This window comes from Streptomyces sp. XD-27 (assembly GCF_030553055.1).
GTDB lineage: Bacteria > Actinomycetota > Actinomycetes > Streptomycetales > Streptomycetaceae > Streptomyces.
Genome location: NZ_CP130713.1, coordinates 5,413,558 through 5,438,462 on the forward strand (window position 1 = coordinate 5,413,558; position 24,905 = coordinate 5,438,462).

19 protein-coding genes, 2 tRNA genes and 4 pseudogenes are annotated in these 24,905 nt (G+C 72.6%); 16 read left to right on the forward strand and 9 right to left on the reverse strand.

The genetic code is table 11. The features are described 5' to 3' along the window. The first annotated feature begins 8 nt into the window (after positions 1–8). The 3 genes and pseudogenes from Q3Y56_RS23565 (at position 9) to Q3Y56_RS23575 (ending at position 2,522) form a co-directional block, all read left to right on the forward strand. A tRNA-Met gene (locus Q3Y56_RS23565) sits at positions 9–82 on the forward strand. A gap of 172 nt (positions 83–254) precedes the next feature. Then, a pseudogene (locus Q3Y56_RS23570) lies at positions 255–2,344 on the forward strand (tetratricopeptide repeat protein). Positions 2,345–2,448: 104 nt separating this feature from the next. After that, positions 2,449–2,522 (forward strand) — tRNA-Met (locus Q3Y56_RS23575). 90 nt (positions 2,523–2,612) lie between these two features. Here Q3Y56_RS23575 and Q3Y56_RS23580 read toward each other — a convergent pair. Further along, the gene (locus tag Q3Y56_RS23580; RefSeq protein WP_304463838.1) at positions 2,613–3,026 is read right to left on the reverse strand and encodes a Fur family transcriptional regulator; all 414 of its coding nucleotides are present in this window, start codon (positions 3,024–3,026) and stop codon (positions 2,613–2,615) included. A 157-nt stretch (positions 3,027–3,183) separates the two neighbouring features. On the opposite strand from Q3Y56_RS23580, the gene Q3Y56_RS23585 reads away from it, so the two are divergent. Further along, the gene (locus tag Q3Y56_RS23585; RefSeq protein ID WP_304463839.1) at positions 3,184–4,647 is read left to right on the forward strand and encodes a catalase; all 1,464 of its coding nucleotides are present in this window, start codon (positions 3,184–3,186) and stop codon (positions 4,645–4,647) included. A gap of 108 nt (positions 4,648–4,755) precedes the next feature. Here Q3Y56_RS23585 and Q3Y56_RS23590 read toward each other — a convergent pair whose 3' ends face one another. Both Q3Y56_RS23590 and hisN read right to left on the reverse strand, forming a co-directional pair. Further along, on the reverse strand, positions 4,756–5,157 hold the full coding sequence (locus Q3Y56_RS23590) for a cyclic nucleotide-binding/CBS domain-containing protein (protein ID WP_304465758.1): 402 nt from the start codon (positions 5,155–5,157) through the stop codon (positions 4,756–4,758). Positions 5,158–5,385: 228 nt separating this feature from the next. Beyond that, the gene (gene hisN / locus Q3Y56_RS23595) at positions 5,386–6,177 is read right to left on the reverse strand and encodes a histidinol-phosphatase (RefSeq protein WP_304463840.1); all 792 of its coding nucleotides are present in this window, start codon (positions 6,175–6,177) and stop codon (positions 5,386–5,388) included. Positions 6,178–6,331: 154 nt separating this feature from the next. Here hisN and Q3Y56_RS23600 point away from each other — a divergent pair, with 154 nt between their 5' ends. Then, the gene (locus tag Q3Y56_RS23600) at positions 6,332–7,024 is read left to right on the forward strand and encodes a TetR family transcriptional regulator (protein WP_304463841.1); all 693 of its coding nucleotides are present in this window, start codon (positions 6,332–6,334) and stop codon (positions 7,022–7,024) included. Here Q3Y56_RS23600 and Q3Y56_RS23605 read toward each other — a convergent pair. The 4 genes from Q3Y56_RS23605 to Q3Y56_RS23620 form a co-directional block, all read right to left on the reverse strand. Next, positions 6,990–7,313, reverse strand: a complete 324-nt coding sequence (locus Q3Y56_RS23605) for a multidrug efflux SMR transporter (protein ID WP_304463842.1) — start codon at positions 7,311–7,313, stop codon at positions 6,990–6,992. The genes Q3Y56_RS23600 and Q3Y56_RS23605 overlap by 35 nt on opposite strands. 117 nt (positions 7,314–7,430) lie before the next feature. After that, complete coding sequence (gene rsgA / locus Q3Y56_RS23610; RefSeq protein WP_304463843.1) at positions 7,431–8,438, reverse strand: ribosome small subunit-dependent GTPase A; 1,008 nt, start codon at positions 8,436–8,438, stop codon at positions 7,431–7,433. A gap of 10 nt (positions 8,439–8,448) precedes the next feature. Further along, on the reverse strand, positions 8,449–9,840 hold the full coding sequence (gene aroA / locus Q3Y56_RS23615; RefSeq protein WP_304463844.1) for a 3-phosphoshikimate 1-carboxyvinyltransferase: 1,392 nt from the start codon (positions 9,838–9,840) through the stop codon (positions 8,449–8,451). A gap of 105 nt (positions 9,841–9,945) precedes the next feature. Continuing rightward, positions 9,946–10,659, reverse strand: a complete 714-nt coding sequence (locus tag Q3Y56_RS23620; RefSeq protein WP_304463845.1) for a M50 family metallopeptidase — start codon at positions 10,657–10,659, stop codon at positions 9,946–9,948. A 118-nt stretch (positions 10,660–10,777) separates the two neighbouring features. Between Q3Y56_RS23620 and Q3Y56_RS23625 the strand changes: the two genes are divergently transcribed. The 11 genes and pseudogenes from Q3Y56_RS23625 (at position 10,778) to Q3Y56_RS23675 (ending at position 21,390) form a co-directional block, all read left to right on the forward strand. Then, positions 10,778–11,614 carry an SOS response-associated peptidase gene (locus Q3Y56_RS23625; RefSeq protein ID WP_304463846.1) on the forward strand — a complete coding sequence of 279 codons (837 nt, stop codon included), beginning with the start codon at positions 10,778–10,780 and terminating at the stop codon, positions 11,612–11,614. A 22-nt stretch (positions 11,615–11,636) separates the two neighbouring features. Continuing rightward, complete coding sequence (locus Q3Y56_RS23630) at positions 11,637–12,341, forward strand: alpha/beta family hydrolase (RefSeq protein WP_304463847.1); 705 nt, start codon at positions 11,637–11,639, stop codon at positions 12,339–12,341. A gap of 298 nt (positions 12,342–12,639) precedes the next feature. Then, positions 12,640–13,328: pseudogene (locus tag Q3Y56_RS23635) on the forward strand (sigma-70 family RNA polymerase sigma factor). Then, entirely contained in the window at positions 13,325–13,711 is a 387-nt protein-coding gene (rsrA, locus tag Q3Y56_RS23640; protein WP_304463848.1) for a mycothiol system anti-sigma-R factor, read from the forward strand. Before Q3Y56_RS23635 ends, rsrA begins: the two are co-directional and overlap by 4 nt. Before the next feature lie 135 nt (positions 13,712–13,846). Then, positions 13,847–15,112: pseudogene (locus tag Q3Y56_RS23645) on the forward strand (HD-GYP domain-containing protein); the annotation flags it as partial. Positions 15,113–16,075: 963 nt separating this feature from the next. Further along, positions 16,076–17,365 carry an HD-GYP domain-containing protein gene (locus Q3Y56_RS23650; RefSeq protein WP_304465759.1) on the forward strand — a complete coding sequence of 430 codons (1,290 nt, stop codon included), beginning with the start codon at positions 16,076–16,078 and terminating at the stop codon, positions 17,363–17,365. A 265-nt stretch (positions 17,366–17,630) separates the two neighbouring features. Then, a complete protein-coding gene (locus Q3Y56_RS23655; protein WP_304465760.1) occupies positions 17,631–18,638 on the forward strand; it encodes a hypothetical protein in 1,008 nt (335 codons plus the stop codon). Between the two features lie 74 nt (positions 18,639–18,712). Continuing rightward, on the forward strand, positions 18,713–19,342 hold the full coding sequence (gene def, locus Q3Y56_RS23660) for a peptide deformylase (RefSeq protein ID WP_304463849.1): 630 nt from the start codon (positions 18,713–18,715) through the stop codon (positions 19,340–19,342). A 290-nt stretch (positions 19,343–19,632) separates the two neighbouring features. Then, a complete protein-coding gene (locus Q3Y56_RS23665) occupies positions 19,633–20,376 on the forward strand; it encodes a hypothetical protein (RefSeq protein ID WP_304463850.1) in 744 nt (247 codons plus the stop codon). 280 nt (positions 20,377–20,656) lie between these two features. Then, positions 20,657–20,932, forward strand: a complete 276-nt coding sequence (locus tag Q3Y56_RS23670) for a hypothetical protein (protein WP_304463851.1) — start codon at positions 20,657–20,659, stop codon at positions 20,930–20,932. Between the two features lie 122 nt (positions 20,933–21,054). Beyond that, on the forward strand, positions 21,055–21,390 hold the full coding sequence (locus Q3Y56_RS23675) for a hypothetical protein (RefSeq protein ID WP_304463852.1): 336 nt from the start codon (positions 21,055–21,057) through the stop codon (positions 21,388–21,390). A gap of 81 nt (positions 21,391–21,471) precedes the next feature. On the opposite strand, the pseudogene Q3Y56_RS23680 reads toward Q3Y56_RS23675, so the two are convergent. Beyond that, positions 21,472–22,490: pseudogene (locus Q3Y56_RS23680) on the reverse strand (ribonucleotide-diphosphate reductase subunit beta). After that, complete coding sequence (locus Q3Y56_RS23685; protein ID WP_304463853.1) at positions 22,490–24,901, reverse strand: ribonucleoside-diphosphate reductase subunit alpha; 2,412 nt, start codon at positions 24,899–24,901, stop codon at positions 22,490–22,492. The pseudogene Q3Y56_RS23680 and the gene Q3Y56_RS23685 overlap by 1 nt, the downstream one beginning before the upstream one ends. Between the last annotated feature and the right edge of the window lie 4 nt (positions 24,902–24,905).

The following is a 24,905-nucleotide window of genomic DNA, read 5'->3' on the forward strand; positions in this document are numbered from 1 at the left end:
CACAACGGCGCGGGGTGGAGCAGCTCGGTAGCTCGCTGGGCTCATAACCCAGAGGTCGCAGGTTCAAATCCTGTCCCCGCTACTGAACGACGAGGCCCGGATCCTCAAGGATCCGGGCCTTAGTCGTGTGTCCTCCACCAGTCTGCGGGGTTTTCGCGTTTGACTTATCTCTCTGTGGGCATGTCGACAAAACGCTGAAGTGACCTCACTGGCTGCGATATACCAGATGTACGCGGGTTGCGGGTGGTGCGACGATGGAAAACATGGGGGACAGGGCAAGTCTGTTGGAGACAGGGCAGCTTGTGCAGACGCACGACGACGCCGAAGAGGAGACGCGGCACCGCCGCGCCGCCGAGGCTGGCGACCCCGCTTCCATGAGTGCTCTCGGCTCCCTGCTGCTGCGCCGCGGCGACCTCGACGGCGCCGAGCCGTACTTGAGGGCCGCCACCGCGTCCGGTGACCGTGCCGCCGCCAACAACCTCGGAGTCCTGCTGCACCAGCGCGGTTACTCCGACGAGGCAGCGGACTGGTGGCGGACCGCCGCGGTCGCCGGTTCGGCGGCCGCCGCGCACGCGCTCGGCCGGTACCACCGCGAGCGGGGCGACGAGCCCGCCGCCGAGTACTGGCTGCGCCAGTCCGCCGAGTCCGGGCACGCGCTCGGCGCGTACGCCCTCGCGGATCTTCTGGAGCACCGCAGCGACATCGGTGCCGAACGCTGGTTCCGGGCGGCCGCCGAGCGCGGTCACCGCGAGGCCGCGTACCGCCTGGCCCGGATCCTCGACCAGCGGGAGGGCGACCCGGAGCGCGGCAGGACCGGCACCGGCGCGAGCGCGCCGGGCAGCACCGGCCCGGGCGGAACGGGCGGTGGGAGGACGGGCGGCGGCGGAACGGGCGCGGGGAGGACCGAGGGCGACAGGACCGGCACCGGTTCGGTCGGTACCGGCACCGGTACCGGTGGCCGCGGGAGGCGGTCCGAGGCCGAGCAGTGGTACCGCCAGGCCGCCGCGCGCGGCCACCGGCGCGCCGCCCTGCACCTCGGCACGCTCCTTGAGGAGCGCGGCGAGACCCAGGAGGCCGGCCGCTGGTACCTGATGTCCGCCAAGGACGGCGAGACCCGCGCCGCCTGCGCGCTGGGCTTCCTGCTGCGGGACGCGGGCGACGCCGAGAGCGCCGCCGTGTGGTGGCATCGCGCCGCCCAGGACGGCGACGGCAACGCCGCCAACGCGCTGGGCGCGCTGCACGCCGACCGGGGCGAGACGCAGACCGCCGAGCGCTGGTACCGGGCCGCCCTGGACGCCGGTGACCACAACGGCGCGTACAACCTCGGGCTGCTCTGCGCCGAGCAGGGGCGCGAGGCACAGGCCGAGCAGTGGTACCGCCGCGCCGCCTACTCCGGGCACCGAGAGGCGGCCAACGCGCTCGCGGTGCTGCTGCTCCAGCGCGGCGACGCCGCCGGCGCCGAGCCGTGGTTCTCCAAGGCCGCCGAGGCGGGCAGCGTGGACGCCGCCTTCAACCTCGGCATCCTGCACGCCGGACGCGGTGAGGACGCGCTCGCGCACCAGTGGTACGAGCGCGCGGCGGCCGCCGGGCACACCGAGGCCGCGCTCCAGGTCGCCATCGTCCTGCTGCGGGACGGGGACGACCGGGGCGCCGAGCGCCACCTGCGCTGCGCCGCGGGGGCGGCAGCGCGGAGGCGGCGTTCCGGTTGGGCGCCCTGCTCGACCGGCCGCAGTCCGGGGCGGCCCCCGGCCGGTCCGCGGGCCCGTCGGCGCGACGCTCCAGCGCGCCGCCCGTCGCCAAGGACGCGGCCAAGGGTGCGTCCACGGGCGCGGTCGAGGACGGGACCGAGGACGGCGGCAAGGGCCGGGCCAGGGACGGCGGCAGGGGCGGCGCCAAGGGCACGGCCAAGGACACGGCCAAGGGCCGGGACGCCGCCTGCGCGACCCGCCCCGAGTACGAGGAGTGGTACGAGCTCGCCGCCCGCAGGGGCCACCGGCGGGCCCAGGTGCGCGTCGGCATGCTCGCGTCCGCCAGGGGCGACGTCGTCGAGGCCGCGCGCTGGTACCGCATGGCCGCCGAGGCGGGCAGCAGCAACGGCGCGTTCAACCTCGGCCTGCTGCTCGCCCGCGAGGGCAGCGAGCCGGAGGCCTCCCTGTGGTGGGCCCGCGCGGCGGAGGCCGGACACGGCCGTGCGGCGCTGCGGCTCGCGCTGCTCGCGGCCCGCCGGGGACACCTGGCGGAGGCGCAGCAGTGGTGCGGCCGCGCGGTCGAGCTGGGCCCGGCGGAAGTCGCGGAGCGGGCGGCGCGGCTGCGGGACGCCCTCCAGCAGGAACTCACGGCCTGACGGCCGAGCCCAGGACGCGGCCGGGCCCCGGCCCGCTCCGGAGGGTGGCTCCGGACACGATTTGCGCTGGTCGTCGGCTCAGGGTTAAAGTTAGGGCACACCGACGCGGGGTGGAGCAGCTCGGTAGCTCGCTGGGCTCATAACCCAGAGGTCGCAGGTTCAAATCCTGTCCCCGCTACGAGAACGAAGGGCCCGGATCCTCAGGATCCGGGCCCTTCGTCATGAGCGGTCATGAGCGCCACCGGGGGCCCGACCGGGCCCCCGGTGATCAGCCCGCGCAGTTCGGGCACACGCCGCGGTAGGTGACCTCGACGGCCGAGACCGTGAAGCCGAACCGCTCCTCGGTGGGCAGGTCGGCGAGCGGATCGCCGGACGGGTGCACATCGCGGATCGTGCCGCACCGGGAGCACACCAGGTGCTGGTGGGCGTGGTGCGCGTTCGGGTCGTACCGCTTGGCGCGCCCGTCCGTGCTGACCTCGATCACTTCCCCCAGCGAGACCAGCTCGCCGAGCGTGTTGTACACGGTCGCGCGGGAGATCTCCGGCAGGCGGTCGACCGCCCGCGCGTGAACCTCGTCGGCGGTGTAGTGCACGTGGTCCCCGTCGAGGACCTCGGCGACGACACGCCGTTGGGCGGTCAGCCGCCAGCCACGTCCACGGAGCCGTTCCAGCAGGTCACTCATGCCATTCACCTATCAGTCAGATAAGGCCAGCGTACCAGCGACCTGTCCATGGCCGGATCACGTACGACTTTCAAAGTCATCTTGACTTAGACGTTGTCCAATGTAGGATCGAGCTCGGCTGTAGGCCACGGGACAGGACCAGACGCAGGAGGCGCACGTGACCGCATCGGAGAACACCGGACCGCTGACGACGGAAGCGGGCGCACCGGTCGGGGACAACCAGAACAGCGAGACCGCGGGCGTCGGCGGGCCGGTCCTGGTCCAGGACCAGCACCTGCTGGAGAAGCTGGCCCACTTCAACCGCGAGCGCATACCGGAGCGGATCGTCCACGCGCGCGGCGCCGGCGCCTACGGCACCTTCACCGTGACCGCGGACGTCACCAAGTACACCCACGCGACGTTCCTGTCCGAGGTCGGCAAGCAGACCGAGACCTTCCTGCGCTTCTCGACCGTGGCGGGCAGCCTCGGCTCCGCCGACGCGGTGCGCGACCCCCGGGGCTTCGCGCTGAAGTTCTACACCGAAGACGGCAACTACGACCTCGTCGGCAACAACACCCCGGTGTTCTTCATCAAGGACGCCATCAAGTTCCCCGACTTCATCCACACCCAGAAGCGCGACCCGTACACCGGCTCGCAGGAGGCGGACAACGTCTGGGACTTCTGGGGCCTGTCGCCCGAGTCGACGCACCAGGTGACCTGGCTCTTCGGTGACCGCGGCATCCCCGCCACGTACCGCCACATGAACGGCTACGGCTCGCACACCTACCAGTGGAGCAACGAGGCGGGCGAGGTCTTCTGGGTCAAGTACCACTTCAAGACCGACCAGGGCATCGATAACCTCACGCAGGAAGAGGCGAACAAGCTCGCGGGCGAGGACCCCGACAGCCACCAGCGCGACCTGCGCGAGGCGATCGAGCGCGGCGAGTTCCCGACCTGGACCGTCCAGGTGCAGATCATGCCGGCGGCGGACGCGGCGAACTACCGCTTCAACCCGTTCGACCTCACCAAGGTGTGGCCGCACGAGGACTACCCGCCGATCGAGATCGGCAAGCTGGAGCTCAACCGCAACCCCCGGAACATCTTCGCCGAGGTCGAGCAGTCGATCTTCTCGCCGGCGCACTTCGTGCCCGGTATCGGCCCGTCCCCGGACAAGATGCTCCAGGGCCGCCTCTTCGCGTACGGCGACGCGCACCGCTACCGCGTCGGCATCAACGCCGACCACCTGCCGGTGAACCGGCCGCACGCCACCGAGGCGCGCACCCACGGACGGGACGGCCTGCTGTACGACGGCCGGCACGGCGGCGCGAAGAACTACGAGCCGAACAGCTTCGGCGGCCCGGCGCAGACCGGCAGGCCGCTGTGGCAGCCGGTCGCGGTGACCGGCGCGACCGGTGACCACGCCGCCCCCTCGCACGCCGAGGACGACGACTTCGTCCAGGCGGGCAACCTCTACCGCCTGATGTCGGAGGACGAGAAGGAGCGCCTGATCGCGAACCTCGCCGGGTTCATCGCGCAGGTGTCGCGCGACGACATCGCGCAGCGCGCGATCGAGAACTTCCGCATGGCGGACGCGGACTACGGCAAGCGGCTGGAGGCCGCGGTCCAGGCCCTGCGCGGCTGAGGAGGCTTGCCGTACGACCGGAGAGGCCGGACGCCGTTGGGCTCCGGCCTCTCCGTGTGCTCCCAGCTCCCGTGTGTGCTCCCGGCCCTGGTCGGGCGGCCGGGAACGTCAGGCCGTCACCACGTCCGCGGTCGTACGTGCCGGGACCCAGGCCCGGATGATGTCTCTGACCGACACCACCCCCACCGGTCCGCGGTCGTCGCAGACGATCAGATGGCGGAAGCCGCCGCGCACCATCGCGGCGGCGGCGTCCTCCAGGCCGCACTCCGGCGCGGCGAAGACCACGTCGGTGGTGGTGTGGGCCTGGGCGGTCTCCTGGTCCGGATCCTGGCCGGCGCCCAGGGAGTTGAGGATGTCGCGTTCGGTGAGGATGCCCAGACCGCAGTGGTCCGGGTCGAGGACGACGGCCGAGCCGACGCGGCGCGCGGCCATCAGCCGGGCTGCCTGGCGGAGCGTGTGCGCCGGGCCGATGGTGAGGATCACTGTGCTCATGGCGTCTCGGACGAGCATGGACATGGGTGGAGCCACCTCCTTGGCGGCCCTTCACGCCGGGATCCGGCGACGCCGGGCAGCCCTGTGAAGGGATTCACAAGTTCACAAGCGGGTGGATTCTCATGTTCACACGCGGTCGTGAGCACGACAAGGGGGCGCGTGAGGCCCGACGGCGCGTACGGTCGCAGCATGACGGCCCGTCAGGTGAGCCGGTCGGGCCGCGCTCAGGTTTCAGCTCAGGTGGCTTCAGCCCAGGTAGCTCAGCAGCTCCTCGTGCAACAGGCCGTTGGAGGCCGCCGCGTTCCCGCTGTGCGGGCCGGGCCGCCCGTCCAGGCCGGTGAAACTGCCCCCCGCCTCCTGGACGACGATCGCGCAGGCCGCCATGTCCCACAGCGACAGCTCCGGCTCGGCGCAGATGTCCACCGCGCCCTCCGCGACCATCATGTACGACCAGAAGTCGCCGTAGGCCCGGGTCCGCCAGCAGGCCCGCGTCAGGTCGAGGAAGGCGTTCAGCCTGCCCCGCTCCTCCCAGCCGCTCAGCGAGGAGTACGCGAACGACGCGTCGGCGAGCTTGCCCACCTGCGAGACGCGCAGCCGGGTCGCCGACGACAGGCTCCGCCCGGTGTAGGCGCCGAGCCCCTCCGCCGCCCACCAGCGGCGCCCCAGCGCCGGGGCCGACACCACGCCCACGACCGGCCGGTCGCCACCCTCGCCGCGCTCCATCAGCGCGATGAGCGTGGCCCACACCGGCACCCCGCGGACGTAGTTCTTGGTGCCGTCGATCGGATCCACGATCCAGCGGCGCGGGCCCGAGCCCTCGCTGCCGAACTCCTCGCCGAGCACGGCGTCGCGTGGCCGGGCACGCTGGAGCTGGCTGCGGATCAACTCCTCGGCGGCCTTGTCGGCCTCGCTCACCGGGGTCATGTCGGGTTTGGTCTCGACCTTGAGGTCCAGAGCCTTGAACCGCTCCATGGTCGTGGCATCGGCGGAGTCGGCCAGTACATGCGCCAGACGCAGATCATCGTGGTAATCGGCCATGGCCGAACAGTATCCACAGCGCCCCGCCGCAATCACACGGCCAGGGCCGTTCCGCCGCCTACTGTCGCCCGCAGGAGCTATTGACACTCCCTGGCGGCCCGTCAATTCTGGCTCGAGGCCCGCCCAAAACGGGCGGATCGGCCAGGGAGGCGATATGCCCGCAGCGCGCGAAGCCTTGTTGGACGCGGCCTTCACGGCGCTCGTCGGCCGACCCTGGGCCGGGGTACGGATGGTTGACGTGGCCGCGGCCGCCGGGGTCTCCCGGCAGACTCTCTACAACGAGTTCGGCAGCAAGGAGGGGCTGGCCCGTGCCCTGGTGCGGCGCGAGGCCGACGCCTACCTGACCGGCATCGAGGCGGCGCTCGCCGGGCCGGGTGGCGCCGACCCCCGGGAGCGGCTGACGGCGGCGGCGCAGTGGACCGTACGGGCCGCTGACGCCAACCCGCTGCTGCGCGCGGCCCTCACCGGCTGCTGGACCGAGCGCCTCCCGTCGCCCGAGCACCTCGGCCCGCTGCCCGCCCAGCGGCCGGGCGCCGGCCCCGACCCGCTGCCCTCTCCCGGCGAGTTGCTCGGCCGGGTGCGCGACCGCGCGGTGACCCTGCTGGAGCGCGACTGGCCGGCGGAGGAAGCCGCGGCCCTGGGCCGTGCCTGCGAGACCGCGACCCGGCTCGCGCTGTCCTGTGTGGTCGCGCCCACCGGGGCGGAGGACGTGGCCCGCCTGGTCCGCGGAGTCCTGCCGCCGGAGGGCCCGGTGCCGGCGGGACCGCGGGGATCGCGGGTCCGGCCGGGATCGCGGGCCACCGGCGCGGAGCTCAATGGGCGGCGCCGGAGAGCTGCAGGCCGATGACCCCGGCGATCACCAGGGAGATCGAGACGAGCTTGAGCGTGGAGACCGTCTCCCCGAGGAAGGCCATCCCGTAGATCGCGGTCCCGGCCGCGCCGATGCCGGTCCACACCGCGTACGCGGGCCCCACCTCCAGTTTCCGCAGCGCGAGCGTCAGCAGCCCGAAGCTGCCGAGCGCGAAGACACAGAAGGAGACCGTCGGCCAGAGCCGGGTGAAGCCATGGGAGAGTTTGAGCCCGACGGCGAAGCCCGTCTCCAGCAGCCCGGCGACCACGACGAGCAGCCACGCCATCTGTATGCCTCCCGCTCGGTGCGCTGTGCCGACCCGGCCCCCCCGGCCCGGTGCGGTTCCTTCTACCTCCGCCGGCGGAGCGCAAAACGTGGTCGGCGGGGCGCCGGGCCGGCCGCGTCAGTCGCCCTCGCGCCGCTCGCGCGTGGCCATCAGCCGGCGCAGCGAGTACAGCCGGGCCGGTTCGGCGTGGCCGTCCGCCACCCACTGGTCCAGCGCGCAGTCCTTCTCATCGTGGCTGCAGGCGCGCGGGCACTCCGCCGTCCCCGGCTCCAGATCGGGGAAGGCGCGGATGACGCGGGAGGGGTCGATGTGGTTCAGCCCGAAGGAGCGCACGCCGGGGGTGTCGATCACCCAGCCGGTGCCATCAGGCAGCGGCAGCGCCAGCGCGGAGGTGGTGGTGTGCCGACCGCGCCCGGTGACCGCGTTCACCACCCCGGTGGCCCGCATGCGGTCCGGTACCAGTGCGTTGACCAGCGTCGTCTTGCCCACGCCGGAGTGCCCGACGAAGGCGGTGACGCGGTCCGCCAGCCGCTCGCGCACCCGGTCCGCGGCGCCGCCGTCGGCCAGCTCCTCCCTGCTGGTGACCACGTACCGCACACCGAGCGGCGCGTACGTCTCCAGCAGCGTGTCGGGCGGGGCGAGGTCGCACTTGGTGAGCACCAGCAGCGGCTCCAGACCGGCGTCGTAGGCGGCGACCAGGCAGCGGTCGATCAGCCGCGGGCGCGGCTCGGGGTCGGCGAGCGCGGTGACGATCGCGAGCTGGTCGGCGTTGGCCACGACCACCCGCTCGTACGGATCGTCGTCGTCGGCGGTGCGGCGCAGTACGGAGGAGCGCGTCTCGACCCGGACGATCCGGGCGAGGGTGTCCTTGGCCCCCGACAGATCGCCCACCACCGCGACCCGGTCCCCGACTGCCACGGCCTTGCGGCCCAGCTCGCGGGCCTTCATCGCGGTGATCGTGCGGTCCTCGACGAGGCAGGTGATCCGGCCCCGGTCGACGGTGAGGACGAAGCCCTCGGCGGCGTCCTCGTGCTTGGGGCGGATGTTCGTCCGGGGCCGGTTGCCCTTGCGGTTGGGGCGGACCCGGACGTCGTCCTCGTCGGTGTGCTTGCCGTAACGGCGCATCGGGTGCTTCTCAGCCTCTCGGCGCCGTGGTCGCCCCGGCCGGTTGTCCGGACCGGCCGAGCATGCCTGACCACAGTCCGGGGAAGTCGGGCAGCGTCTTCGCTGTGGTGTCCACGTTCTCCACCTGGACGCCGTCGACCACCAGGCCGAGGACGGCGGCGGCGGTGGCCAGCCGGTGGTCCTCGTACGTGTGGAAGACGCCGCCGTGCAGCGGGCGCGGGCGGATCCGCAGTCCGTCCTCGGTCTCGGTGACGTCGCCGCCGAGCTCGTTGATCTCCTTGGCGAGGGCCGCGAGCCGGTCGGTCTCGTGCAGCCGCAGGTGCGCGATGCCGCGCAGGACGGACTCGGAGTCGGCCAGCGCGGCGACCGCCGCGATCACCGGGGTCAGCTCGCCGACCTCGTGCAGATCGGCGTCGATGCCGGTGATCCGGCCGGTGCCGGTGAAGGTCAGGCCCCGCTCGGTCAGCTCGCAGGAACCGCCCATGTCGGTGAAGATCCGCCGCAGCGCGTCGCCCGGCTGGGTGGTGTGCTCCGGCCAGTCCGGGATCGTCACCCGGCCGCCGGTGACCAGCGCGGCGGCCAGGAACGGCGCCGCGTTCGACAGATCCGGCTCCACGACCAGGTCCCGGCCCAGCAGCGCGCTGGGCGCCACCCGCCACACGTTGGGTTCGCCGCCGGACTCGGGGGTGTCCACGGCCGCGCCCGCGCTGCGCAGCATCTCGACCGTCATCCGGATGTGCGGCAGGGAGGGCAGCGCGGCGCCGACGTGGCGTACCTCGATGCCCTGGTTGAAGCGCGGCGCGGACAGCAGCAGCGCGCTCACGAACTGGGAGGACGAGGAGGCGTCGATGGTGACCCGCCCGCCGTCCAGCGCTCCGCTGCCGTGGACGGTCATCGGCAGGCAGCCGCGCCCGTCGTCGTCGATACGGGTGCCCAGCGCGCGCAGGGCGTCGATCACGCCGTGCAGCGGGCGCTCGTGCGAGCGCGGGTCGCCGTCGAAGCGGACGGGGCCGTCGGCCAGCGCCGCGACCGGCGGCAGGAAGCGCATCACGGTGCCGGCGTTGCCCACGTCGACCGTGGCCGGGCCGTGCGGTCCGGCCGGGATCACGCGCCACGCCTCGCCGCCGCCGGAGGGGCCTCCCGCGCCGAAGGCGCTGTGCGACACGGTCTCCTCGATGCCGACGCCCATGGAGCGGAGGGCCTCGGCCATCAGCAGGGTGTCGCGCGAGCGCAGCGGGCGGCGCAGCCAGCCGGGTTCGGCGGCCAGCGCGGCGAGCACCAGTCCGCGGTTGGTGACCGACTTCGAGCCGGGCACGGTGACGGTCGCGTCGACCGCTCCGTGCGCGAGCGGAGCGGGCCAGAGGGCGTCGTGAGCGACGGGAGAAGTCTCAGTGCCGGTCATGGCCATCACTTTAGTGGCTTGCTCAGTGTGTGAATCTTGATCAAAAGTGGCGAAACTCAGTCGAAACACTGCACTGCTAAGGAACGGGTGGCCGGGGGCGGGCGCCTACAGGCCCAGCAGCCAGCTGCCGCCGCCGATCAGCGAGCACAGCGAAACGGTGTGGAAGAGCAGCAGCCAGGCGACGGCGGGCACGTTGGTGAGCCGGGCCAGCTGGTCCGGATCGGAGTCCCCGGCGTGCCCGTAGCGGCGCTTGCGCTGGAGCTCGAAGGGCGGGCGTACGCCACCCAGGAGGAGGAACCACACCACGACGTAGGCGAAGGCGGCCTGCACCTGCGGCTCGGTCAGCCAGGAGACGAGGAAGAAGGCCGCCCCGGCTATGAGGACCGTCAGCATCCCGTACGCGTTGCGGATCATCACCAGCATCGCGACGAGCAGCGCGGTCGCCCCCCACAGCAGCGCGGTGATGTGGTTCGCGGCCAGCAGCCAGGCTCCGCCGAGACCGAGCAGCGACGGGGCGGTGTAGCCCGCGGCAGCGGTCAGAATCATGCCCAAACCGGTCGGCTTGCCGCGCGAAACGGTCAGGCCCGAGGTGTCCGAGTGCAGCCGGATGCCGTCCAGCCGGCGGCCGCTGAGCAGCGCCACGAGACCGTGACCGCCCTCGTGGGCGATGGTGATCGCGTTTCGGGCGATCACCCAGGTCGTCCGGTAGACGACCACGGCGAGGGCGACGACTCCGGCGGAGACCACCAGCCAGCGGGAGGGGTCCGGCTGGCTGCCGACGACGCGGTCCCACAGCTCGGCGGCGTTCGTGGTGTCCATAGGCGGGCGGCTCCTCGGTTCCGTATCCCCGTGTTCCGTCATTCCGGTCCTGGGCCCGGATCTCCGACGTGCGGATCTCCGCGCCACGGGGGCCGGGCGTCGTGGCAGTGTTGCACCCATGTGCGGTCGATACGCAGCGAGCCGGAGGCCGGAGGATCTCGTCGGGCTCTTCGATGTCCGGAAATGGGAGCCCAAGGAGGCCCTGGAGCCGGACTGGAACGTCGCCCCGACGAAAAACGTGTACGCGGTGCTCGAGCGCCCCCTGAAAGACGCCGACGACCCGCGTCCGGTTCGCCAGCTGCGCGCACTGACCTGGGGGCTGGTGCCGTCCTGGGCCAAGTCACCCGACGTCGGCGTGAAGATGATCAACGCACGGGCCGAGACGGTGCACGAGAAGCCGTCGTTCCGGCGCCCCTTCCTGACCCGGCGCTGCCTGGTGCCCGCCGACGGCTACTACGAGTGGGTCACCGGCGCCGGCGAGCGGCAGTTGGAGGAGCAGGGCAGGCGGAAGCGGGCCCGCAAGCAGCCGTACTTCGTCACCCCGGTGGACGGCTCGGTGATGGCCCTGGCCGGAATCTACGACTTCTGGCGGGACCGGACGCTGCCGGACGACCATCCGCGTGCCTGGTGGGTGACGTGCAGCGTGATAACGACCGAGGCGGAGAAGGAACCCTTCGCCGGAGCCGGCTCCGGATCGGGGGGCGCCGAGGAGCGGGGACCGCGCGCGCTCGCCGACATCCATCCGCGGATGCCGCTCGTGCTCACCCCGGATCGCTGGGCGGCCTGGCTGGACCCGGCCCGCACCGATCCGGCGGACCTGCGGGAGCTGCTGGTCCCGCCGCCCGCGGAGCTGCTGCGGGCGTACCCCGTCGGCACCGGCGTCAGTGACGTGCGCAACAACGGCCCGGAGCTCGTGGCGGAGCTGGACGCGCCCGAGGTGGACACGCTCTTCTAGTCCCATGAGCACACGGAGTCCCATGAGTACACGCTCGAAGAGCGCCGGGTCCGGGAGCGGGACCGTTCCGCGCGGCGGGACCGTTCCGCGTAGCGAGACCGTTCCGACCCCTGTGGGGGACGCCCGCGTCACCTGGCACGACGCCCGCCGGGCCCGCGCCGTACTCGCCGTGAGCCATGGCGCCGGCGGCGGCATCGAGGCCCGGGACCTGCGGGCGCTCGCCGCCGCCCTGCCGCCGCGCGGGATCACCGTCGCCCTCGTCGAGCAGCCCTGGCGGGTCGCGGGCAAGAAGGTCGCGCCGGCGCCCCGGACCCTGGACGCCGGATGGACGGCACTGTGGCCCGCGCTGACCGCACCCGGCCTGCCCGTCGTCGCGGGCGGGCGCAGCGCCGGGGCGCGGGTGGCCTGCCGTACGGGCCGGGAGCTCGGGGCGCGCGCCGTCCTCGCCCTGTCCTTTCCCCTCCACCCACCGGGGAAGCCGGAGAAGTCGCGCGCGGAGGAGCTGACGGAGGCCGGCCTGCCGACGCTGGTCGTCCAGGGCGGACGGGACCCCTTCGGGCGTCCCGAGGAGTTCCCGTCCCCGCTCCCGGCCGGGACCGAGCTGGTGGAGGTGGCGTACGGCGACCACGGTTTCGCCGTCCCGAAGTCGGCCGGCACCACGCAGGACGAGGCCCTCGCGGCCCTGACCGCGGCGGTGGCGGATTGGCTGGAGCGGATCACCGCCTGACCGCCGGCGTCACGCGGTGGGAAACGGGGCGAGATCCGGGAATGCGACGCGGGTAGCGCGTGTTGGACCGGGCGTCGGAATGTCGATGCATGGTTCGTCACAGGCAGTCGCACGAGGAGAGGGAGTCCCCCGCATGGGTTCGCTTGCTTGCCCGGCCCGTCCGCAGCCCGCCGACCTCGACTGGTCGCAGCTGAAGGTCGAGCCTGCCGCCGAAATAGAAGCGGCGAGCGGACCGGATGGTCGTCTATTCTCCGATTCGAGCGGGTCCGCATCCGGTCCTGCCACAGTGTTGGAGGAGGTGGGTCAGGTCACTGGGACCGACGCGGGGGCCGACGGCACGCACGAGGGACCGGTCGAGGGACGGGCCGCGGAGACGGACGCCGAGCGCAACGCGCGCTTCGAGCGGGACGCGCTGACCTTCCTCGACCAGATGTACTCCGCCGCACTGCGCATGACACGCAACCCGGCCGATGCCGAGGATCTGGTGCAGGAGACGTACGCCAAGGCGTACGCGTCCTTCCACCAGTTCCGTGAGGGCACCAACCTCAAGGCGTGGCTGTACCGCATTCTGACCAACACGTTCATCAACTCGTACCGCAAGAAGCAGCGTGAGCCGCAGCGCAGTGCCGCCGAGGAGATCGAGGACTGGCAGCTGGCGCGCGCCGAGTCGCACATGTCGACCGGGCTGCGCTCCGCGGAGTCCCAGGCGCTCGACCACCTCCCCGACTCCGACGTGAAGGAAGCCCTCCAGGCGATCCCCGAGGAATTCCGCATCGCGGTCTATCTCGCGGATGTCGAAGGGTTTGCGTACAAGGAGATCGCCGACATCATGGGTACCCCATCGGTACGGTGATGTCCCGTCTGCACCGTGGGCGGCGCCAGCTGCGCGGTCTGCTGGAGGACTACGCCCGTGGACGCGGGCTCGTCCCGGCGGGCGCGGGCGCTGCGGCGGACGAAGGGCACGATCGGAAAGGCTCGGACTCATGAGCTGCGGAGAGCCGCACGAGACGGACTGCTCCGAGGTTCTCGACCACCTCTACGAGTTCCTCGACCACGAGATGCCCGACGGTGACTGCGCCAAGTTCGAGACGCACATCGACGAGTGCTCGCCCTGCCTGGAGAAGTACGGCCTGGAACAGGCCGTGAAGAAGCTCGTCAAGCGGTGCTGCGGCCATGACGACGTCCCCCGCGACCTGCGGTCGAAGGTCATGGGCCGGATCGAGCTGATCCGCTCCGGGCAGGTCGATGCCGAGGTGGACCTGCGCAGCGCGCTGCACGGTGAGTGCGGCGAGCCGGACCGGCCGACCACGGCCCAGGCCGATCGGCCGACCACAGCCGAGGCGGATCTGCCCACCGCCGCCCAGGACTGAACCCCGATCTCACCCGAAGGTGTGCATTAGACGGGCTCATACGGCCTAATCCTCCGATGCGCCCGCCTTGCTCCTCGCACGGCAATATCCTCCCCATCCTGACGGCGTGGCCTGAACGGATGGGAGGAGGGCGCCATGCGGGCACTTCCCCCGGGGGCGTGCGCCTATATCCTGTGCGCCGCCCTTTCGGCGGCGGTCTGCGCCGCCCCCGCCGTGGCTCCGGACGCCGCGACGCCCTGGGCCACCGTGCTGCCGGTCGCCGCGCTCTACACCGCCGTGTGCGTCGGCCCCTCCGCCGAGTGGGGCACCCCGGTGCTGCTCGCCGGGGCCATGCTGCTGCCGCCGCCCGCCGCCGCCCTCGTCGCCGTACCCGGCGGGCTCGCGGGTCCGGCCGAGCCGCGGGCGGCGGGCGCGCGCCGGGTCTGGCATGCCGCGCAGCTCGCCCTCGCCTCCGCCGCCGCCTCCTGGGCGTTCGGGCCGGGCTTCGCGTCCGTGTCCGGGGCGGCGGACGGCCCGCGGGCGGTCGCGGGTGCGGACCTGCCGTACGTGCTGCTGCCCGCCGCGGTCGCCGCGCTCGTCTTCTGCCTGGTGCGCGTCGCCCTGGAGGGGGGCATCCTGGTCACCGCCGAGCACCATGGGCCGAGCACGGCCTGGCGCGGGCCGCTGGCGCGCTCGCTCGCACCGCACCTGGTCCACGGCTCGGCCGGGCTCACGATGGCGCTGCTGTGGCGCAGTTGCTACGGGCCGACCGCCGCGCTCCTGGTGCTGCTGCCGATGTGCGTCTCGGCGTCCGTCTTCGCGCTCTACCACCGCAAACGCGCCGCCCACCAGGCCACCATCCGGGCCCTCGTCCAGGCGGTCGACATCAAGGACCGCTACACCCGCGGCCACAGCGAACGGGTCGGCCGCGCCTCGGTGATGATCGCCCGCGAGCTCGGCATGGGCGGCGAGCGGCTGGAGGCGCTGCGGATCGCGGGCATCCTGCACGACGTCGGCAAGCTCGGCGTCCCCACCCGGCTGCTGCGCAAGGACGGCCCGCTGACCGCCGACGAGCGCCGGATCATCGAACTCCATCCGGAATACGGACACGAGATGGTGCGCGGAATCGGTTTCCTGGAGGAGGCGCGGACGGCGATCCTCCACCACCACGAGCGGCTGGACGGCAGCGGCTATCCGTACGGGCTCGCGGGGCGGGACATCCCCGAGTTCGCCCGGGTGGTGGCCGTCGCGGACGCGTTCGACGCCATGACCTCGACGCGTACGTACAGCAGGGCCCGCCCGGTGCCGTGGGCGGTGGAGGAACTGCAGCGCTGCGCCGGCACGCAGTTCGACCCGCGAATGGTGCGGGCGCTGGCGAGCGCGTTGGACCGGCACGGCTGGCACGCCGCCGTCACAGCGGACGCGCCGGAGCTCGCGCCGGGCGCGCAGGAGGCGCGCGGAAACGTCCCGCCAACCCGCCCGGACCCCGCCGCCCCCTGCCGCCCCCACCCCGCAGGACGTCGTCGCCCCAGGCCGCGGCACGGGCGCGGGCCACCGAGGAGGCCGCTCGTGAGCGGCGACCGGCGGCATGGAGGCGGAGGGGGCGGCACGCCCGAGGGCCCGGGAGGCGGCCGCATCGCCGAGTACGGCGCCGACGGCGCGGGCGGCGGCGCGACTGGAGGCGCGCCGGGGCGACCCGCTGTCACCGCGGGCCGCGGCACCGGTGCCGCCGTGACCGCGCCGGGCGCGGCCGCGGCACCGAGCAGCGCGCCCGCCGGTCCCGGCCCGGTCACCGATCTCGGTGCTGACCCCGGCTCTGGTGTGGCCACCGACCTCGGCGCGGCCACCGGCCCCGGCGCGGGACTCGGTCCCGCCTCGGGGACCGATGTCGACACCGGCCTCGGCGCGGCCACCGGCCTCGGCGCGGCCACCGGCCTCGGCGCGGCCACCGGCCCCGGCGCGGGGCACGGTCCCGCCTCGGGGATCGATCTCGACACCGGCCCCGGCCTGGCCACCGGCTCCGGCCTGACCACCGGTCCCGGCGCGGGGCACGGTCCCGCCTACGGGACCGATCTCGACACCGCCCCGGGCCTGGCCACCGGCCCCGGCCCGGCCACCGCCACCGGCCCCGATACGGCCCCCGGCTCTGATACGCCCTCGGCCACCGCCCCCCGTCCCGCCGGGGCTGACGGCTCCGGGCCGGGAGGGAGCGGTCGCCACCGAGCACCCGCGGAACCAGCCGCCGGGGCGGCGACGGCGGACACCTCGTGCGACCCGCTCACTCCCCGGCACGCCCGCCGCTGCTCGGCGACCGAGCCCGTGCCGCCCGCGCGCGTCCCCCGCGCGCCCCGCGCGCCCCGTACCGGGACGTACGCCGTGGGCGCGGTGTACGGCGCGGCCGGGGCGCTCACCCTGTTCGCGCTCGGGTGGACCCACTGGCACGGCGTCCGGGAACCCGGAGTCGCGCTCGCCTTCGGCGCGCTCATCGCCGTCGGCGAGGCGCTGCGCTGGGACGACGGTCCGGCCGCGCGCGGCCGCGCGGCCGGGTACGCCCCCGTCCGCGAGCGGGGCGGCGGGGCGGGCGGTGAGCGGGGGCCCGGCGCGCGGGAGCCCGCGCCCGTCGCCGCCGCGGGCGCTCTCGCCTACGCCCTGCTGGGGCGGCTCGGCGGCGAGCCCGTCAGCCACGGGGCGCTCCAGGTCGTCGCGGTCGCGGTCGCCGCCGGGCTGGTCGGCCTGACCCCGCGGGTGGCCCTCGGCCATCCGCCCCGGTTCGACCACCACGCGCGCCGGGTCCTCACCGTCGCCTTCGCCGCCATCTGCTTCCAACCGCTGTACGGCGACGGCAGATTGTCCCAGTGGTGCGGCGACGGCCCTGCCCATGTCCTCTGTCTGCTCGTGCTGCTCGGGCTCACCGCGTTGTGCGACGCCGTGCTGGCCGCCGCGCTCGCCCACGCGCGCACCGGCTGGCCGTACGCGCCGCTGCTCCGCGACGAGCTGTGCGCGCTGGCCTGCGTGGGGTCGGCGGTCTGCGCGACGGGGGTGGTGACGGCGCTGGCCGTGGCCGTCGCCGGGCTGTGGGCGCTGCCGGTGGTGTGCGTGCCGCTGCTGCTGACCCAGCACGCCCTGCGCCGCTACACCGACGTACGTGCCACCTACCGGCAGACCATCGCCTCGCTCGCGCGCTCGACCGAGATCGCGGGGTACACGCCCGCCGGTCACGCCCGCCGGGTCGCGGCGCTGAGCGGCGCGGTCGGCCGGGAGCTGGGGTTGTCCCGCCGTGAACTGACCGTGCTCGAACACGCGGCCCTCATGCACGACATCGGGCAGCTCTCCCTGATCGACCCGGTGCCGTCCGGCGCCACGGAGCAGCTGCCCGCCGCCGAGCAGCGGCGGATCGCCCTGCTGGGCGGCGCCGTCGTCCGGCAGACCGGGGCGCCCGCGCAGGTCGCGCAGATCGTCGAACAGCAGGCGGACCCGTACCGGGAGCAACCGCTGACCGCCCGGATCGTACGGGTGGCCAACGCCTACGCCGAGCTGGCGCAGGCCCCGGCCGACGCGGCGGACGGCCCGCTGCGCGCCGTGGAGCGGTTGCGGCTGGCCACGGCCCGCGACTTCGATCCGGCGGTGGTCGCGGCGCTCGGCCGGGTGCTCGCACGGTCCGGATCCACCAGGTGAGACACCGTGCGGGGGCCGCCGGGCACGGCAGAACCCATGGGTAATGAGCCGTGGCTCGAACCGGCATGGTTGGATGCGAAGTATGGGGAGTGGGGCGGCTCGCCAGTGGCAAGGAGGTGTGGTGGGGCACCGTTCCCCGGGGCGAATCTTGAGGGGCCGGGCTGAGATGTCCGCGAATCTGTGGCAGGTTGTCGTCAGGGGAGGCGACGCCGTCCGGCTCAAGGCATCTGGTGCGGGACAACGGAGAAACCGGCAGGCGGGAATCGTGAAGATCTTCGGCAAGGTACGGCACCGGCCCTCCGCCTCGTGGCGGCAGGCCACCGACCGTGCGTTCACACTCATCGGCGACGGCCGGTACGAGGACGCCGGTGCGCTGCTGACCCGGGCCGCCGACATGGAGCCGTGGCTGTCCGAGTCGTGGTTCAACCTGGCGTTGCTGCACAAGTTCCGGCACGACTGGGAGCAGGCGCGCGCCGCGGGCCTGCGCGCCGTCACCCTGCTGGACCGGGAGACCGGCGCCCCGGACTGGTGGAACGTGGGCATCGCCGCGACCGCCCTGCAGGACTGGCCGCTGGCCCGCCGTGCCTGGCAGGCGTACGGGCTCAAGGTGCCCGGCAAGCAGGACACCGGCGCGGCCGTCGGCGAGCCGGTGGGCATGGAGCTGGGCAGCGCGGCGGTCCGGCTGTCGCCGGAGGGCGAGGCCGAGGTGGTGTGGGGCCGGCGGCTGGACCCGGCCCGTATCGAGGTGCTGAGCATTCCGCTGCCGTCGTCCGGGCGGCGCTGGGGCGAGGTCGTGCTGCACGACGGCGTCCCGCACGGCGAGCGGACGACGACGGGCGCGGACGGCACCGTGCGGGCCTACCCGGTCTTCGACGAGATCGAGCTGTGGGCGCCGTCCCCGGTGCCGACCTGGGTGGTGCTGCTGGAGGCGGCCACGGAGGCGGACCGGGACGCGCTGGAGCGGCTGGCGGCGGACGCGGGCTTCGCGGCCGAGGACTGGTCCTCGTCGGTGCGGCTGCTGTGCCGCTCCTGTTCGGAGAGCCGGATGCCCAGTGACGAGGGCGACGGGGAGCACCTGGACCCGCACGACCACAGCGAGCCGGGCCATCCGGGACCGCTGGGGCACCGCACCGCGGGCTCGGGGTCGCTGTGGGTGCCCGAGCGGGAGTGCGGGATCGCGGCCCCGGCCGGGCTGGTGCGGGGGCTGCTGGACGGCTGGGTCGCGGACAGCCCCGACACCCGTGAGTGGCGGGACCTGGAAGAGGTCTGCTGACGTCCCGGGCATCCGGGCCGCGCCGTACTCTGTAGGGCGACGGTTGACGGTTTGAGGAAGGCGTGCGGCGGACCATGGCACAGCAGGACACGGATCAGCGGGCGGACGACGAGTTCATCGACGACACGGTGGACGCGGAGGAGCGCGAGCTGGCGTATCGCGAGCGCGGCACCGCCCGTCCGATCACGGTCGTCGGCAACCCGGTGCTGCACCAGGAGTGTGCGGACGTCACCGAGTTCGGCGACGAGCTCGCGGCGCTGATCGACGACATGTTCGCCAGCCAGCGGGCGGCGGAGGGCGTGGGTCTGGCCGCCAACCAGATCGGCGTGGGCCTGAAGGTGTTCGTCTACGACTGCCCGGACGACGAGGGCGTGCGCCACGTCGGCGTGGTGTGCAACCCGGTGCTCGAGGAGGTCCCGGCCGAGCGCCGCCTCCTGGACGACTCCAACGAGGGCTGCCTGTCCGTGCCCGGCGCCTACGCCCCGCTGGCCCGCCCCGACTACGCGGTGGTGCGCGGGCAGGACGCCGAGGGCAAGCCGATCGTGGTCCAGGGCACGGGCTACTTCGCGCGGTGCCTGCAGCACGAGACCGACCACCTCTACGGCCGGCTGTACATCGACCGGCTCTCCAAGCGGGAGCGCAAGGACGCGCTGCAGCAGATGGCGGAGCGTACGCCGCGTTACGAGGTCGTCCCGAACGACTGACGCGGCGTGTCCACATCGGACGCCGACGATTCACCCGCAGGGGGCGGAGGGGTTCACCCGTTCCGCCCCCTTACGTATCAGCGAATGTTGACATGATCATGACGTATCCGGAGAGTGGGCGCGGCAGGGTAGTGCACGAAGCGGTCGGGGGCACCTGCTGGGCCGCCGATCGGGGACCGACACGGCGGGCATAGCGACGTGAAACGGGCTTGTTGCTACTGCTAGTGTGCGCGTACTCGCAATGAGTAATCAGACCCCCCGTGCACATGTCAGAAGGGCCAAGGGTTTCCATGCGCAAGCTCCAACAGGCCGCGATCGTCGTCGCGGCGGTCGGCAGTCTGGTCACCGTAGGCGCCGGTACCAGTTACGCCGACGCTCCCCCCGGTGGGTACAACGGCGCCGGTCAGCAGTTCCAGCCGCAGGGTCAGCCGCAGGCCGCGCCGCTCCCGGCGCCCGCTCCGCAGGCCGCGCCGCTTCCGGCGCCCGCCCCGCAGCCGGCACCCGCGCTCGCTCCGCAGGCCGCGCCGCTCCCGGCGCCCGCCCCGCAGCCCGCCGGCCAGCCGGCCGCCCAGCCGCAGCCGGCGCCCGCCCCGCAGGCACCGGCGCCTCAGGCGCCCGCCCCGCAGCCGGCCGCCCAGCCGCAGCCCGACACCCAGGCCGTCCAGGGGCAGGCTTCCCCGACCGAGCTGGGTTACGAGCACCACAGCGGCTACGAGCACCACAGCGGCTACAAGCACAACACCGGCTACTACCAGCAGCAGGGCGGCCACCACCACGACGGTGGTCACGGTCAGCAGGGCGGTCACCACCAGGGCGGCCACCACCAGCAGGGTGGTCACCACCAGCAGCAGGGCGGCCACCACGAGCACAAGGACCAGCGTCCGGTGAACAACTACGTGTTCCACCCGGAGCAGGAGTGCAGCCCGCAGACGGTCGTTCAGACCAACATCCCGATCGGGGTGTTCTCGCCGGCTGACACGAAGGGCTTCACCTGCCTCCAGCCCAACACCGCGTTCAACAAGTTCCACGGCTGAGGTCCGCCTCACGCCGACGCTCGCAGCGGGCCCCCTGGGGATCGGTCTCCAGGGGGCCCGCTGGCGTGCGTTACGCCCATCCGGGGCGTGTCGTCGCGCCTCTGATCGGGCGTCACCTACCAACTGCCCGGTGTTCGGCCGGGGTTCCCGGGTGCCGCCCATAATTATTCCGCAAATCAGCGCGTCGTCGGACAAAATGGGATGTTCTTCCATTAACCTCCGTAACTGTACGAAGTTGGTCCAAAACGGACCGCATCGCGCTCAAACAAACGGAGAAGAAATGCGCAAGCTTCAGAAGGCTGCCGTGGTGGTAGCCATGCTCGGCAGCGTCGGCTTCGTTGGCGCCGGCACTGCCGCGGCCGGCGGCCACGGCCCGGACATCGACGTCAAGCAGCACAGCTCCTGCAAGTCGCACGACCTCAACGTGAACGTGCTGGGTGGCATCAACATCCTCGGCAACCTCCTGGGCAACCTGTTCGCCGAGGGCGAGAACGGCAACGCGTACGCCAAGACGGGCACGAGCCAGGACTGCAGCAACCACGCTCTGGGGCACTGAGCATCGCGCCCAGCAGGTGAGTAGGTAAGTGACATGGGTCCCGGCGTCCGAGCCACAAGCCCGGCGCCGGGACCCATCTCTGATGTTCTGCCAGTCCGGCCATCGATCACAAAGGATGACTCATGGTCAGTTGGAAGAAGGTGGCACTGGTCGCCGCGGTATTCGCGGGTCTGACGACGACATACGCGGGCGCGGCACAGGGCGCCCCAGGCGCCGCCTGCGAGCGGGACGACAGCGGCAACGTCGTCTGCAACGACAAGACGGACTACCGCAGCAAGGACGGCAAGTACCACGTCCGCCAAGTCCAGTCATGTGTGACCGGACTCCTGTGGGGGAAGCTGCCCCGGCCTACGGATCTGCTCTTCGACTGGGTGCAGTACGAGGAGCACCCGAAGCCGCAAGAGAAGGCGCGTGTGGACTGCTCCAACCACGCACCGAGAGACGACAGGGAGCGCTGAGCCATCGTCGCGGGCGCTCTTCTCACATAGTGGATGGCCGGAGCCGGGTGGGGACCCGGTCCGGCCATCGGCCGCTGCCTGTCAGAACTCGTCGTCGAACGAGACCGAGCCCTCGACGGCGACCTGGTAGGCCGAGGCGCGCCGCTCGAAGAAGTTGGTCAGCTCCTGGACGTTCTGCAGCTCCATGAAGGAGAAGGGGTTCTCCGAGCCGTAGCGGACCGGCAGTCCGAGGCGGACCAGCCGCTGGTCGGCCACGCACTGCAGGTACTCGCGCATGGAGGCGGTGTTCATGCCCGGCAGGCCGTCCCCGCACAGGTCGCGGGCGAACTGCAGCTCGGCCTCGACGGCCTCCTCCAGCATCGCGGTGACCTGCTTGCCCATCTCCTCGTCGAAGAGGTCCGGCTCCTCCTCGCGGACGGTGTCCACGACCTGGAAGGCGAAGTCCATGTGCATGGACTCGTCCCGGAAGACCCAGTTGGTGCCGGTGGCCAGGCCGTGCAGCAGGCCGCGCGACCGGAACCAGTACACGTACGCGAAGGCGCCGTAGAAGAACAGGCCCTCGATGCACGCCGCGAAGCAGATCAGGTTCAGCAGGAAGCGGCGCCGGTCCGCCTTGGACTCCAGCCGGTCCAGCTTCTCGACCTCGTTGATCCACTTGAAGCAGAACTGGGCCTTCTCCCGGATGGACGGGATGTTCTCCACCGCGTCGAAGGCGGCGGCGCGGTCGTCCGGGTCGGGCAGGTAGGTGTCCAGCAGCGTCAGATAGAACTGGACGTGCACGGCCTCCTCGAAGAGCTGCCGCGACAGGTACAGCCGCGCCTCGGGGAGTTGATGTGCTTGTACAGCGTGAGCACGAGGTTGTTCGCCACGATCGAGTCACCGGTGGCGAAGAACGCGACCAGGCGCCCGATCAGGTGCTGCTCGCCCGGCGAGAGCTTGGCGAGGTCGGCCACGTCGGAGTGGAGGTCGACCTCCTCCACGGTCCAGGTGTTCTTGATCGCGTCACGGTAGCGGTCGTAGAAGTCCGGGTACCGCATCGGTCGCAGGGTGAGTTCGAAGCCCGGGTCCAGGAGGTTCTTGGGCTTTGCAGGGGTCGTCATTACTGGCAGGCCTCGCAGGACTCGGGGTTTTCCAGGGAGCAGGCGATCGCCTCGGCGTCGGGCGTGGCCTGCTGGGCGGGGATCGGGGCGGCCGCGGTGGCCCCGTTGGCGCGCGCGGACTGAGCGATCCGGGTCGCCGGGCGCGAGCGCAGGTAGTACGTCGTCTTGATCCCCTGCTTCCAGGCGTACGCGTACATCGAGCTGAGCTTGCCGATGGTGGGCGACGCCATGAAGAGGTTGAGCGACTGGCTCTGGTCGAGGTACGGGGTGCGCGCGGCGGCCATGTCGATCAGCGCGCGCTGCGGGACCTCCCACGCCGTGCGGTACAGGTCGCGGATCTCCTGCGGCACCCAGCCGAAGTCCTGGACCGAGCCGTTGGACTCGCGCAGCGCCTCGCGGGTCTGCGCGTCCCACACGCCGAGCTGCTTGAGGTCGTCCACCAGGTAGGAGTTGACCTGGAGGAACTCACCGCTGAGCGTCTCGCGCTTGAAGAGGTTGGAGACCTGCGGCTCGATGCACTCGTAGACGCCCGCGATGGACGCGATGGTGGCCGTCGGCGCGATGGCCAGCAGCAGCGAGTTCCGCATGCCGGACTTCGACATCCGCGTACGGAGCGCCTCCCACCGCTCGGGCCACGTCATCTGCGCGCCGGCGTAGTGGTCGGGGTGCAGGACGCCGCGTGCGGTGCGGGTCGCGGACCAGGCCGGGTGCGGCCCGTGCCGCTCGGCGAGGTCGCAGGACGCCTCGTAGGCCGCGAGCATGATGCGCTCGGAGATCTTGGTGGACAGCGCCTTGGCCTCGGCAGAGTCGAAGGGCAGCCGCAGCCGGAAGAACACGTCCTGCAGGCCCATCAGGCCCAGGCCGACCGGCCGCCAGCGGGAGTTGGAGGCCCCGGCCTCTTCCGTGGGGTAGAAGTTGATGTCCACCACGCGGTCGAGGAAGGTGACGGCGGTACGGACCGTGCGGTCCAGCTTCTCCCAGTCCATGTCGCCGTCCGCGCCCAGGTGCGCGGCCAGGTTGACCGAGCCCAGGTTGCACACGGCCGTCTCGCCGTCGTCCGTGACCTCGAGGATCTCGGTGCACAGGTTGGAGGAGTGGACGACCTTGCCGGGCTCGGCGGTCTGGTTCGCGGTGCGGTTGGCGGCGTCCTTGAACGTCATCCAGCCGTTGCCGGTCTGCGCGAGGGTGCGCATCATCCGCGCGTACAGCTGCCGGGCGGGGACGGTCTTGATGGCCTTGCCCTCGGCCTCGGCCTTGCGGTACGCGGCGTCGAACCGCTCGCCCCACAGGTCGACCAGCTCGGGCGTGTCGGACGGCGAGAACAGCGACCAGTCGGCGTCGGCCTCGACCCGGCGCATGAACTCGTCCGGGATCCAGTGCGCGATGTTGAGGTTGTGGGTGCGGCGGGCTTCCTCACCGGTGTTGTCCCGCAGCTCCAGGAACTCCTCGATGTCCGCGTGCCAGGTCTCCAGGTACACGCAGGCCGCGCCCTTGCGTCGGCCGCCCTGGTTGACGGCGGCGACGGAGGCGTCCAGGGTCCGCAGGAACGGCACGATGCCGTTGGAGTGCCCGTTGGTGCCGCGGATCAGCGACCCGCGGGCGCGGATGCGCGAGTACGACAGGCCGATGCCGCCGGCGTGCTTCGACAGCCGCGCCACCTGGTGGTAGCGGTTGTAGATCGAGTCCAGCTCGTCCAGCGGCGAGTCCAGCAGATAGCAGGACGACATCTGCGGGTGGCGGGTGCCGGAGTTGAACAGGGTGGGGGAGCTCGGCAGGTACGACAGCGTGCTGGTGAGCCGGTACAGCTCGCAGACGTCCGCCAGCGCCCGGTCGGACAGGTCCTCGGCCAGCCCGCAGGCCACGCGCAGCAGGAAGTGCTGCGGGGTCTCGACCACCTGACGGGTGATGGGGTGGCGCAGCAGGTAACGGCTGTGCAGGGTGCGCAGGCCGAAGTAGCCGAAGCGGTCGTCGGCGCCGTCGGCCAGCGTCTTGTCGACCAGGGTGTCCAGCCGGGCGGCGTGCGTCCGCACGAAGGCGGCCGTGGAGTCGGCGATCAGGCCCTCGCGGTGGCCCACCTCGACGGAGGCGGAGAAGGAGACCGCGCCCTGCCCGGCCGCCTCCTCGGCGATGGCGAGGGTCAGCAGCCGGGCGGCGAGCCGGGAGTACTCCGGCTCCTCCGCGATCAGGCCGGCGGCGGCCTCGGTGGCCAGGGCCCGCAACTCCGCCTCGTCCGACCCGGCGTGCCGGCCGCGCAGCGCGGCGGCGGCGACCTTGCCGGGGTCGGTGGCGGGAAGATCCGCGGTGAGATCGGTCAGGGTACGCAACAGGGCGGTTCCGGGCGCGTCGGCGGCGGCCGCGGAGTCCTTGGAGTCCTGGGCCGCTGAAACCGGATCGGCGGGCGCGATGGTCACGGAA